Origin of the sequence: Streptomyces venezuelae ATCC 10712 (assembly GCF_008639165.1) — a bacterium.
Lineage (GTDB): Bacteria > Actinomycetota > Actinomycetes > Streptomycetales > Streptomycetaceae > Streptomyces > Streptomyces venezuelae.
The window spans coordinates 925,729-937,164 of sequence record NZ_CP029197.1 but is presented as its reverse complement, the minus strand read 5'-3'; the positions used below and the strand labels follow the sequence as shown (position 1 = coordinate 937,164).

Here is an 11,436-nt window from a genome sequence, read left to right as displayed (position 1 = left end):
GCGCACGCCCGACGCATGCTTGCTGGAGGTGGGATGGGAATCGAAGTAGTGGTTGAGGGTCTGACCATGTCCTTTGGCAAGCAGAATATCTGGCAGGACGTGACCTTGACATTGCCGGCCGGAGAGGTGAGCGTCATGCTCGGCCCTTCCGGTACCGGGAAGACGGTCTTCCTGAAATCGCTCATCGGGCTGCTGAAACCCCAGCAGGGCCGCGTCCTCATCAACGGGGTCGACATGGTCAGCAGCCCCGAACGGGACATCTACGAGACCCGGAAACTCTTCGGCCTCATGTTCCAGGACGGCGCCCTCTTCGGCTCGATGACCCTCTTCGACAACATCGCCTTCCCGCTGCGCGAGCACACCCGCAAGCGGGAGTCCGAGATCCGCCGCATCGTCATGGAACGGATCGAACTCGTCGGCCTCCTCGGCGCGGAGGGCAAACTCCCCGGCGAGATCAGCGGCGGCATGCGCAAACGAGCCGGCCTCGCCCGGGCCCTGGTCCTCGACCCGCAGATCGTCCTGTGCGACGAACCCGACTCCGGACTCGACCCCGTCCGCACCGCGTACCTCTCCCAGCTCCTCATCGACCTCAACGCGCGGATCGACGCGACGATGCTGATCGTCACCCACAACCTCGACATCGCCGCCACCGTCCCCGACAACATGGGGATGTTCTTCCGGCGCAACCTCGTCACCTTCGGCCCCCGCGAGGTGCTCCTCACCAGCGACGAGCCCGTCGTCACCCAGTTCCTCGCCGGCCGCCGCGAAGGACCCATCGGCATGTCCGAGGAGAAGGACGCCGCCCTGCTCGCCGCCGAGCTGGACAACCCCGCGCCGCACGTGGCGGCGCCCCGCGTCATCGTCCCGCAGCTCGAACCGTCCCCCGGCCTGCCGCCCCGCGCGGCCGTCGGACGCCGCCGCGAGCGCGTCCTCGGGATGCTCGACCGGCTCCCGCCCGCCGCCCGGGCCGCCATCCGCGACACGTACGCCAAGAGCGATACGCCGTACACCCTGCCCCAGCGGGAACGGATCACCGGGAGCGGCTCGTGATCACCGGCGCGCTGCGGCAGACCGGCCGCCTCTTCGCCCTCGCCGCAGAGGTGAGCCGGGCCGTCTTCCGGCGGCCCTTCCAGTTCCGGGAGTTCCTCGAACAGTTCTGGTTCGTCGCCAGCGTCACCATCCTGCCCGCCGCGCTCGTCTCCATCCCGTTCGGCGCGGTGATCGCCCTTCAGGTCGGCTCGCTCACCCAGCAGTTGGGTGCCCAGTCGTTCACCGGCGGCGCCAGCGTCCTCGCCGTCATCCAGCAGGCGAGCCCGCTCATCGTCGCCCTCCTGATCGCCGGCGCCGGCGGCTCCGCCATCTGCGCCGACCTCGGCTCCCGCAAGATCCGGGAGGAACTCGACGCGATGGAGGTCATGGGCGTCTCACCCGTCCAGCGCCTCGTCGTCCCGCGGGTCCTCGCCACCATGGCGGTCGCCGTGCTGCTCAACGGCATGGTCTCGGTCGTCGGCACCCTGGGCGGCTACTTCTTCAACATCATCCTCCAGGGCGGCACCCCCGGCGCCTACCTCTCCAGCTTCTCCGCCCTCGCCCAGCTGCCCGACCTCTACATCAGCGAACTCAAGGCCCTCATCTTCGGGTTCATCGCCGGCATCGTCGCCGCCTACCGGGGACTCAACCCCCGCGGCGGACCCAAGGGGGTCGGCGACGCCGTCAACCAGTCCGTCGTCATCACCTTCATGCTGCTGTTCTTCGTGAACATGGTGCTGACCGGCATCTACCTCCAGATCGTCCCGCCGAAGGGAGGCTGAGAGCGATGGCCTCCCCCTTCGTCTGGCTCGACCGGTCCGGCGACCAGCTCCTGTTCTACGTCAAGGCCCTGCTCTGGATCCCCAGAACACTGCGCCGGTACCTCAAGGAGGTGCAGCGCCTGCTCGCCGAGGTCGCCTTCGGCTCCGGTGGCCTCGGCGTCATCGGCGGCACCATCGGCGTCATGGTCGCGATGACCCTCTTCACCGGCACCGTCGTCGGCCTCCAGGGCTACGCCGCCCTCGAACAGATCGGCACCGCGGCCTTCACCGGCTTCGTCTCCGCGTACTTCAACACCCGCGAGATCGCCCCCCTCGTCGCCGGACTCGCCCTCTCCGCGACCGTCGGCGCCGGATTCACCGCACAGCTCGGCGCCATGCGCATCAACGAGGAGGTCGACGCCCTCGAAGGCATGGGCATCCGCTCCATGCCCTACCTGGTCACCACCCGCATCATCGCGGGCGTCGTCGCCATCGTCCCGCTGTACGCGATCGGCCTGCTCTCCTCCTACCTGGCCTCCCGCTACGTCACCGTCCTCTTCAACGGCCAGTCCCAGGGGACCTACGACCACTACTTCAACCTCTTCCTGTCGCCGACGGACGTCCTGCTCTCGGTGCTCAAGGTGCTGATCTTCAGCGTGATGGTGATCATCGCCCACTGCTACTACGGCTTCCGCGCCTCCGGCGGCCCCGCCGGCGTCGGCATCGCCGTCGGCCGCTCCGTGCGCAACGCCATCGTGCTGATCAGCGTCACCGACTTCTTCCTGTCGCTGGCCCTCTGGGGCGCGACCACGACCGTGAAGGTGGCGGGGTGAGATGAGCGACTCAACGGCCGAGACCCTCCGCCGCCGGTTCGCCGGCGTCGTCTTCCTGCTGGTGCCCGCCCTGCTTGCCTGGCTGGCGGTCGCCGTCTACGACAAGAAGTTCACCGACTCCGACCCCGTCGTCGTCGAGACCGGCAGCGTCGGCAACGAGATGCACCTCGGCGCCGAGGTCAAACTCCGCGGCGTCGTCATCGGCGAGGTCCGCGCCATCGACGCCGTCGACGGCGGAGCCCGGCTCACCCTCGCCATGCGGCCCGGCACCCTCCGCCACGTCCCCTCCGACGTCCGCGCCCAGATGCTGCCCACCACGCTCTTCGGCGAACGGTTCGTCGCCCTCGTACCGCCAGGGAACCCCTCGGCGAAGCCACTCGGCCCCGGAGCCGTGATCCCGGAGGACCGCTCGAGCAACGCCGTCGAACTCCAGCAGGTCCTCGACAACGTCCTGCCGATGCTCACCGCCGTCCAGCCGCAGAAGCTGTCGGCGACCCTGTCGGCGGTCTCCAAGGCACTGGAAGGCCGCGGCGACAAGCTCGGCGACACCCTCGCCCAGCTCGACGCCCACCTGCGCGCCTTCAACCCCCAACTGCCCGCCCTCACCCGGGATCTGAAACAGCTCGTGAAGGTCAGCCACCTCTACGCGGACGCCGCACCGGACATCGTCACGGCGCTCACCGACTTCACCACCACCAGCGGCACCCTCGCCGAGAAGGAGGGCGAGCTGGCCCGCACCTTCGGCGCCACCACCCGGACCGCCGAGGACGTCACCGCCTTCCTGCGCCAGAACAAGGACAACATCATCCGGCTCAGCGCCACCAGCCGGCCCACCCTCGAACTGCTCGCCGAGTACTCCCCGTCCTTCCCCTGCACCCTGCGCACCCTCGCCCAGTTCGTGCCGGCCATGGACAAGGCGCTCGGCAAGGGCACCGACCGCCCCGGACTCCACGTCGACGTCACCACCGTGCCCTCGCGCGGCGCCTACGTCCCCGGCCGGGACAAGCCCTCGTACGGAGCGGGCGGCGGCCCGCGCTGCTACCCCGTGCCCTACCTCGGCATCCCGACCGCCCCCGCCGCACGCGCGTCCGTCGCCGCCGACCAGCAGCTCGGCCCCGCCAACTCCCCGCAGGAGAACGACCTCGTCAACGAACTCCTCGCCCCCGGGGCGCAGAAGCGGCCCGGCGACCTCCCCGACTGGAGCAGCATGCTGGCCGGCCCCGCGTTCCGCGGCGCGGAGGTGACCCTGCGATGACGACACCGCCCTCCCACACCCGGCGCCGCGGCCTGACCGGGACGCTCCTGAAGTCCCTCGCCTTCGTCCTGGTCACGGCGCTGGCCACCACGGTGCTCGGCCTCAGCATCGCCAACACCGGCGTCGGCTCCGCCACCCACTCGTACAAGGCGCTGTTCACCGACGTCACCGGGCTCGTCAAGGGCGACTCGGTGCGCATCGCCGGCGTGAAGGTCGGCGAGGTCACCGACGTGCGCGTCGTCGAACGACGCACGGCCCAGGTCACCTTCACGGTCCGCGAGGACCGCTCCGTGCCCCGCTCCGCGACCGCCGCCGTGAAGTACCTCAACATGGTCGGACAGCGCTACGTCTCCCTCGGCCGGGGCAGCGGGGACCTGAACGGCACCCTCGCGGAGGGGGAGACCATCCCCCTCGACCGCACCACGCCCGCCCTCGACCTGACCCTGCTGTTCAACGGCTTCAAACCGCTCTTCGAGGGCCTCTCGCCCGCCGACGTCAACGACCTCGCCGGCTCGCTCGTGCAGGTCCTCCAGGGCGAGAGCGGCACCGTCGACAGCCTCATGCGCCACATCGGCTCCCTCACCAAGACGGTCGCCGCCAAGGATCAGGTCATCGGCCAGGTCATCACCCACCTCAACACCGTCCTCGCCACCCTCAACAACCGCGAGGCCGCCTTCGGCGACCTCGTCGTCACCCTCCAGAAACTCGTCACCGGCTTCAACGCCGACCGCAAGCCCCTCGGCGAGGCCGTCCAGGCCATCGGCGCCCTCACCACCACGACCGCCGGACTGTTCCAGGAGGGCCGGGCCCCCCTCAAGAAGGACATCCGCGAACTGGGCCGGCTCTCCGGCACCCTCGGCGACCACACCCCCGCCATCGAGGCCTTCCTCGCCAACAACCCGGCCAAGATGACCGCCCTGGCCCGGCTGTCCTCGTACGGCTCCTGGTTCAACCTCTACCTCTGCGAGGCGCGCGTGAGCGGCGTGGGAACCTCCGACGGCTCCAAGCCGCCCACCGGCATCGCCGTGACCGAACCGAGGTGCCGCGGATGAGCCCCCGCCCCCTGTTCAAGCCGGTCAAGGAACGCAGCCCCGTCGCCGTCGCCGTCGTCGGGCTCCTCCTCCTCGCCCTGCTGGCCGCCCTCGCCTACAACGTGGAACGGCTCCCCCTCGTCGGCGGCGGCACCACCTACAGCGCCGACTTCACCGAGGCCGCCGGACTCGACACCGGCGACGAGGTGCGCGTCGCCGGCGTCAAGGTCGGCGAGGTCACCGAGGTCGCCCTCGACGGGGCCAAGGTCAAGGTGTCGTTCGAGGTCGGCGACGCCTGGGTCGGCGACCGCTCCACCGCCGCCATCGCCATCAAGACCCTGCTCGGCGAGAAGTACCTGGCGCTCGACCCGCTGGGCTCCGAACGGCAGGACCCCCGGACCCGCATCCCGCAGTCGCGCACCACCTCCCCGTACGACGTCACCCAGGCCTTCCAGGACCTCAGCGGCACCGTCGACGCGATCGACACCGAGAAGCTCGCCGAGAGCTTCGAGACGATCTCCGACACCTTCAAGAACTCGCCGCCGCACGTCCGCAACGCCGCCACCGGACTCTCCGAACTCTCCCGGTCCGTCTCCAAGCGCGACGCCGAACTCGCCCGGCTGCTACGGAACAGCAAGCAGTTCACCAAGACCCTGGAGAACAAGAAGTCCAGCTTCGAGACGCTCCTGGAGGACGGCGGTTCCCTCCTCGGCGAACTCCAGAAGCGCCGCGACGCCATCCGCGCCCTCCTCAAGGGCAGCAGGGCCCTCGGCACCGAACTCAGCGGCCTCGTCGGCGACAACGACCGGCAGCTCGGCCCGACCCTGAAGGCCCTCAGCAGGGTCACCGGCGTCCTGGAGAAGAACAGCGGCCAGCTGGAGAAGACCCTCGCGCTCGTCGGCCCGTACTACCGGCTCGTCGGCAACACCCTCGGCAGCGGCCGCTGGTTCGACAGCTACCTGTGCGGCGTGGTGCCCCGTACCTATCTGCCCGAAGCCTCGCAGCCCACGACCGGATGCCAGCCGCCGAAACAGAAGGCGACGGCCAAGGGGAGCGGTGAATGATGACCAAACCCAGAAGACCCCTCGTCGCCGGGCTCGCCCTCGTGCTGCTCGCCGCCTGCGGGACCTTCGCCGTCCGCGCCCTCGGCGACGACGGCACCCGGATCACCGCCTGGTTCGACCGGGCGGTCGGCATCTACGCCGGCTCGGACCTGCGCGTCCTCGGCGTACGGGTCGGGGAGGTCGAGTCCGTCGAGCCGCAGGGCACCCGGGTCCGGGTCCGGCTCCGCCTCGACGAGGGCGTACGCGTCCCCGCCGACGCCCGGGCGCTCGTCGTCGCCCCCAGCATCGTCGCCGACCGGTACGTCCAGCTCACCCCCGCCTACCGCACCGGCCCCGCCCTCGCCGACGGCGCCGAACTGCCCGCCGCCCGCAACCGCACCCCCGTCGAGATCGACCAGCTGTACGACTCCATCACCGAACTCAGCCGGGCGCTCGGCCCCGACGGCGCCAACTCCGCCGGAGCCCTGTCCGAACTCCTCGACACCGGCGCGAAGAACCTCAAGGGCAACGGCACGGCCATCGGCACCTCCATCGAACAGTTCGGCAAGGCCGCCAAGACCCTCGACGGCAGCAGCCAGGACCTGTTCACCACCCTCGGCCAGCTCCAGACCTTCACCACCATGCTCAAGGAGAAGGACGGCGACGTCCGCACCGCGCAGGAACGCCTCGACGACGTCGTCGGCTACTTCGCCGAGAACAAGGACGACCTGGCCGGCGCCCTCAAGGAACTCGGCAAGGCCCTCGCCCAGGTCAAGACCTTCATCAAGGACAACCGCGGCGAACTGAAGAAGAACGTCGACCGGCTCGTGCCGATCACCCAGGCCCTCGTCGAGCAGCGCGCCTCCCTCGCCGAGGCCCTCGACGTCGCCCCGCTCGCCGCGGGCAACGTCGTCAACGCGTACAACAAGGACACCCGCACCCTCGACGGCCGCGCCAACCTCAACGAGATCAGCATGGGCGGACCCCTGCTCCCGCTGCCGGTGACCGGGGGCGCCTCGGCCGGCGGCGGAGCCGCCCCCGGCGGTCCGTCCACCGGCACCGGAAAGGGGGAGCGGTGAGACGCGCCACGCTGCCCTCCCGCAAGGCGGCCGGGGCCGGAGCCGTCGGCGTGATCGCGGTCGGCCTCGGGCTCGCCGTCATCCTCGGCGCGACCCCCGCGAACCCCTTCCGGTTCGACGGCATCGAGGACCTGCCCCTGCCCGGCGGCGCCGACCTCGGCTCCCATCCGTACACCGTCACCGCCGAACTCGACGACGTGCTCAGCCTCGTCCCCCAGTCCGCAGTCAAGGTCAACGACGTCGCCGTCGGCCGCGTCACGGCCATCGAGCTCGGCACCGGCGACTGGTCCGCCCGCGTCACCCTGAAGATCAACGGCGACGTCCGGCTGCCCGCCGGCGCCGGGGCCCGCCTGGAGCAGTCCAGCCTGCTCGGCGAGAAGTACATCCAGCTCGTCGCGCCGGCCAAGGACGACGGCGGCAGGCTCGCCGACGGCAGCGTCATCCCGCTCGCCCGCACCAGCCGCAACACCGAGGTCGAGGAGGTGTTCGGCGCGCTGTCCCTGCTCCTCAACGGCGGTGGCGTCAACCAGCTCAAGACCATCACCCGGGAACTCAACGCGGCCCTCGGCGGCCGCGAGCCCGAGGTCCGCTCCATGCTCAAGCGGGTCGACACCCTGGTCACCACCCTCGACGCCCACCGCGGCGACATCACCCGCGCACTCGACGGGCTCAACCGGCTCTCCGCCACCCTCGCCGGACGCAAGAAGGACGTCGACACGGTCCTCACCGGCCTCTCACCCGGCCTGAAGACCCTGGAGAACCAGCGGGGTTCCCTGCTGACCATGCTCCGCGCCCTGGACACCCTGTCCGGTGTCGCCGTCACCACCATCGACGCGAGCAAGAAGGACATGGTCGCCGACCTCAAGGCCCTCGCCCCCACCCTGACCGCCCTCGCGGACGCCGGGGCCGCCCTGCCCGCATCCCTCCAGGTGCTCCTCACATATCCCTTCACCGACGAGGTGATGCGGGGCATCAAGGGCGACTACCTCAACACCTATCTGCACCTCTCCGCCGCCCCCGGAACCCAGGTGATCCCCCCGCTGATCCCCCGGAACGAGCCCACCCCCACCCCCAGCCCCACACCGACCGACCCGGCCCCGACCGAGCCGGAACCCGAACCCGAACCCACCGAGCCCGAACCCACCGAGCCCGGACCGACCGACACGGACCTGCCGCTGCCCCCGGCCGCCGCACCGAAGCAGGGAGGCGCGCACCGGTGATCACCCGCACCGTACGGCTGAAGAACCTCGCGTTCCTCGTCATCGCCGTCCTCGTCCTCGGCTTCGTCGGCGTCCGCTACGCCGACCTCGGCCGGTACGCCGGCGTCGCCGACCACTACACCGTCCGGGTCCATCTCGCCCGCACCGGAGGCCTGTTCACCCACTCCGACGTCACCTACCGGGGCGTCTCCGTGGGCCGCGTCGGAGCCATCGACCTGACCGCCGACGGCGTCGTGGCCGAACTGCGCATCAAGAAGTCGGCCCCCGCGATCCCCGCCGACGCCCGGGCCGTCGTCGCCGGACTCTCCGCCGTCGGCGAGCAGTACATCGACCTGCGCCCCGAGAGCGACGCCGGCCCCTTCCTCGCCGACGGCGCCCGCATCGAACAGTCCGACACCCAGGTACCGGCACCGGTCACCGACGTGCTCGCCGGCATGAACGACCTCACCAGCTCCGTACCGCTGGAGTCCCTGCGCACGGTCGTCGACGAACTCGGCAAGGCCTTCGAGGGACACGGCGACGACCTCCAGGTCCTGCTCGACAGCGGCAGCCGGTTCGTCCAGGCCGCCGACACCTCGCTGCCGGTCACCACCCGTCTCATCCAGGACGGGGAGGTCGTCCTGCGCACCCAGGCCGACGAGAGCCGCGCCGTCCGCGACTTCGCCACCGGCGCCCGCGACCTCGCCGCCACCCTCAAGGGCTCCGACCGCGACCTGCGCCGCCTCCTCGCCGTCACCCCCGACGCGACCGGCCAGGTCAGCGGCCTGCTGCGGGACCTCGACCCCAGCCTCGGCGTCGTCCTCGCCAACCTCCTCACCACCTCGGAGATCGCCGTCACCCGGCAGCGCGGCACGGAGGAACTGCTCGTGAAGTTCCCGGCGGCCGTCTCCGCCGGAGCCACCGCCGTCGACGGCGGCCGCGTGAACTTCGGCATGGCCGTCACCTTCTTCAAGCCGCTGCCCTGCACCTCCGGCTACGGCGCCACCCGCTACCGCAACGGGCTCGACCTGGGCACGGCCCCCGCCCTCAACACCGGCGCCGCCTGTACGGGTTCGGCGGCGGCCGGCGTCAACGTACGCGGCTCCGCGCAAGCGCCCAAGGGCGGGCCCGTGCCCGTCCCCGCCAAGCCCGGGTCCCTGCCCTCGGGCAGCGCGCGGAGCACCGGCGGCACCCAGCAGGCGCTGCCCGGCGCGCTCGCCCTGTCCGCCCAGAACGGCGGACCGACCGACATGGCCGGACTGCTCGGCCTCGGCACCGGGAGCACGCGATGAGGCGCGGCCGGATCGTCGGCGCCGCCGCGCTCGTCGTCGCGCTCGGCTTCTGCGGAACCGGCGCGTGGACCTACACCCAGGCCCGTACCGACGAGACCCTCGCCTACGGCCACGCACGGGACACCGCGCTCGCCCAGGGCCGGGACCGCCTCACCGTCCTGAACACCCTCGACGCCTCCACCCGCGAGCACGCCGAGACGGGCATCCGGGCCTGGCGCGAGGCGTCCACCGGCCCGCTCAGGACCGAACTGGGGCGCACCCAGCCCACGGTGGGCGCCTCGGCCCGCGCCACCGTCACCGAGGCCGCGCTCACCGCGCTCGACACCAGAGCGGGTACGGCGAAGCTCATCGCGACCGTCCGGGTGGACGTCACCCCGCGCGGCGGCGGCGCCCCGAGCACCGACCGCAAGCGCCTGGAGGCCGTCCTGACGCGCACCGCCGAGAACACCTGGCGCGTCGCCGCGCTGAGCGCGGTCCCGGTGACCGGAGCAGAGGAGGAGAAGAACGAATGACACGCCTCCTACGCCACGGGGCACCCACGAGACCGAGCCGGACCCCGAAGGCCCCCGAGACGCCTGAGGCATCCGAGACGCCTGAGGCCCCCGAGACGCCTGAGGCCCCCGAGACGCCTGAGGCCCCCGAGACGCCTGAGGCATCCGAGACGCCTGAGGCCCCCGAGACGCCTGAGGCGCCCGAGACGGTCGAGACACCCGCCGACGCCGAGGCGACCGTAGCCGACGAGGACGCCTACGGTGACGACGGGCGCGCCGCCCCCGCCCGCCCGGCGTTGCGGCAACTCGTCGGCGGCCCGCGCCGCGTCGCGCTCCTCGGTGCCGTCGTCGTTCTGCTGCTCGGCGGCAGTGGCTTCTTCTACGGGGCCCACCAGCTCCGTACCACCGCCTCGGCCCGCAACCACGCGCTCACCGACCAAGGGGCCACCGCCCGCGTCGGCGGCGATGTCGGGGAAGGGCTCGCCCGGATCTTCTCCTACACGCCCACCAGCACCGACGGCGCCGAGCGTTCCGCCAGGACCGTGCTGGCCGGGCGGGCGGCCCGGCAGTACGACGACCTGTTCGAACAGGTGCGCGCGAGCCTGGTCGAGCAGCGCATCACCCTCACCACCCAGGCCGTGCGCACCGGCGTGATCGAGCTCGACGGGGACGACGCGCGCCTGCTCGTGTTCCTCGACCAGACCTCACGCCGGGACAAGGCGGCCGCCACGACCGCCGCGGCCCAGCTCACCGTCACCGCGAAGTTCCAGGGCGACCGGTGGCTGATCGTCGACATCAAGGCCCGCTGAGCATGCGCGGGAGACGGGAGCACCCCATGAACCGCCCGGTCCGCACCCCGGCGGGCGTCCGCCCGGCCCTGGCGGTGGCCCTCGCGCTCACCCTCGCCGCGGGCGCCTCCGCGGCCTGGGCCGGGCGCGACTGGTACGCCGCCGCCCACGACGACGCCGCCGCCTACGCCGTGCAGCGCGACGAGGCGCTCGCGGCGGGGGAGCAGGCCGTGCAGAACCTCAACACGCTCGACCACCGGAGCGTGGAACGGGGACTCGACCTCTGGGAGTCGTCCACGACCGGCGATCTCCACAAGCAACTCGTCGACGGCCGCGAGGAGTTCACCGGGCAGGTGAAGACGGCGAAGACGGTCACCACGGCCCGGGTGCTGTCCGGCGCCGTCACGGAGCTCGACGACCGGGCGGGCCGGGCCCGGCTGCTCGTCGCCCTGCGCATCACCGTCACGACGCCGGACAGCAAGAGCTCGGACAAGGACAGCCGCATGCTGGGCGAACTCACCCGTACCGACGGCGGGTGGAAGCTCAGCGCTCTGGGGCAGGCCCCCGTGGGCGGTACGGCGGCCGGCTGACCGGGCCGGACCCCGACAGCCCCCGCACCCGAAAGGACACGCACG

The 11,436-nt window shown here is 71.6% G+C and carries 12 protein-coding genes; all 12 read left to right on the top strand.

Annotated elements, in window-relative coordinates:
* Window positions 1-33: 33 nt before the first annotated feature.
* Genes DEJ43_RS03945 through DEJ43_RS03885 form a run of 12 tightly spaced genes read left to right on the top strand, consistent with a single transcriptional unit; the run spans window position 34 to window position 11,391 of the window.
* Window positions 34-1,050, top strand: a complete 1,017-nt coding sequence (locus DEJ43_RS03945; RefSeq protein WP_015032017.1) for an ABC transporter ATP-binding protein — start codon at window positions 34-36, stop codon at window positions 1,048-1,050.
* Complete coding sequence (locus tag DEJ43_RS03940; protein WP_015032016.1) at window positions 1,047-1,811, top strand: MlaE family ABC transporter permease; 765 nt, start codon at window positions 1,047-1,049, stop codon at window positions 1,809-1,811. The genes DEJ43_RS03945 and DEJ43_RS03940 overlap by 4 nt, the downstream gene beginning before the upstream one ends.
* A 5-nt stretch (window positions 1,812-1,816) precedes the next feature.
* Window positions 1,817-2,623, top strand: coding sequence for an MlaE family ABC transporter permease (locus DEJ43_RS03935; RefSeq protein ID WP_015032015.1), 807 nt, complete (start codon window positions 1,817-1,819; stop codon window positions 2,621-2,623).
* Between the two features lies 1 nt (window position 2,624).
* Window positions 2,625-3,878 (top strand): MCE family protein, encoded by a 1,254-nt coding sequence (locus DEJ43_RS03930; protein WP_015032014.1) that lies wholly within the window; start codon window positions 2,625-2,627, stop codon window positions 3,876-3,878.
* Window positions 3,875-4,930: an MCE family protein gene (locus tag DEJ43_RS03925; RefSeq protein ID WP_015032013.1), complete on the top strand. Its 1,056-nt coding sequence runs from the start codon at window positions 3,875-3,877 to the stop codon at window positions 4,928-4,930. Before DEJ43_RS03930 ends, DEJ43_RS03925 begins: the two co-directional genes overlap by 4 nt.
* The gene (locus tag DEJ43_RS03920; RefSeq protein WP_015032012.1) at window positions 4,927-5,973 is read left to right on the top strand and encodes an MCE family protein; all 1,047 of its coding nucleotides are present in this window, start codon (window positions 4,927-4,929) and stop codon (window positions 5,971-5,973) included. Before DEJ43_RS03925 ends, DEJ43_RS03920 begins: the two co-directional genes overlap by 4 nt.
* Entirely contained in the window at window positions 5,970-7,031 is a 1,062-nt protein-coding gene (locus DEJ43_RS03915; RefSeq protein WP_015032011.1) for an MCE family protein, read from the top strand. The genes DEJ43_RS03920 and DEJ43_RS03915 overlap by 4 nt, the downstream gene beginning before the upstream one ends.
* The gene (locus DEJ43_RS03910; RefSeq protein ID WP_015032010.1) at window positions 7,028-8,251 is read left to right on the top strand and encodes an MCE family protein; all 1,224 of its coding nucleotides are present in this window, start codon (window positions 7,028-7,030) and stop codon (window positions 8,249-8,251) included. Before DEJ43_RS03915 ends, DEJ43_RS03910 begins: the two co-directional genes overlap by 4 nt.
* Window positions 8,248-9,522, top strand: coding sequence for an MCE family protein (locus DEJ43_RS03905; protein WP_015032009.1), 1,275 nt, complete (start codon window positions 8,248-8,250; stop codon window positions 9,520-9,522). Before DEJ43_RS03910 ends, DEJ43_RS03905 begins: the two co-directional genes overlap by 4 nt.
* On the top strand, window positions 9,519-10,034 hold the full coding sequence (locus DEJ43_RS03900) for a hypothetical protein (protein ID WP_015032008.1): 516 nt from the start codon (window positions 9,519-9,521) through the stop codon (window positions 10,032-10,034). Before DEJ43_RS03905 ends, DEJ43_RS03900 begins: the two co-directional genes overlap by 4 nt.
* The gene (locus tag DEJ43_RS37730) at window positions 10,031-10,822 is read left to right on the top strand and encodes a membrane protein (protein ID WP_015032007.1); all 792 of its coding nucleotides are present in this window, start codon (window positions 10,031-10,033) and stop codon (window positions 10,820-10,822) included. The genes DEJ43_RS03900 and DEJ43_RS37730 overlap by 4 nt, the downstream gene beginning before the upstream one ends.
* 26 nt (window positions 10,823-10,848) lie before the next feature.
* Window positions 10,849-11,391, top strand: a complete 543-nt coding sequence (locus tag DEJ43_RS03885) for a membrane protein (RefSeq protein ID WP_015032006.1) — start codon at window positions 10,849-10,851, stop codon at window positions 11,389-11,391.
* Window positions 11,392-11,436 lie beyond the last annotated feature (45 nt).

Excerpts from the sequence above, each read along its gene's own strand:
- DEJ43_RS03945 (WP_015032017.1), top strand. The coding sequence starts at position 34 with ATGGGAATCGAAGTAGTGGTTGAGGGTCTGACCATGTCCTTTGGCAAG.
- DEJ43_RS03935 (WP_015032015.1), top strand. The coding sequence starts at position 1,817 with ATGGCCTCCCCCTTCGTCTGGCTCGACCGGTCCGGCGACCAGCTCCTG.
- DEJ43_RS03930 (WP_015032014.1), top strand. The coding sequence starts at position 2,625 with ATGAGCGACTCAACGGCCGAGACCCTCCGCCGCCGGTTCGCCGGCGTC.
- DEJ43_RS03925 (WP_015032013.1), top strand. The coding sequence starts at position 3,875 with ATGACGACACCGCCCTCCCACACCCGGCGCCGCGGCCTGACCGGGACG.
- DEJ43_RS03920 (WP_015032012.1), top strand. The coding sequence starts at position 4,927 with ATGAGCCCCCGCCCCCTGTTCAAGCCGGTCAAGGAACGCAGCCCCGTC.
- DEJ43_RS03915 (WP_015032011.1), top strand. The coding sequence starts at position 5,970 with ATGATGACCAAACCCAGAAGACCCCTCGTCGCCGGGCTCGCCCTCGTG.
- DEJ43_RS03900 (WP_015032008.1), top strand. The coding sequence starts at position 9,519 with ATGAGGCGCGGCCGGATCGTCGGCGCCGCCGCGCTCGTCGTCGCGCTC.
- DEJ43_RS37730 (WP_015032007.1), top strand. The coding sequence starts at position 10,031 with ATGACACGCCTCCTACGCCACGGGGCACCCACGAGACCGAGCCGGACC.
- DEJ43_RS03885 (WP_015032006.1), top strand. The coding sequence starts at position 10,849 with ATGAACCGCCCGGTCCGCACCCCGGCGGGCGTCCGCCCGGCCCTGGCG.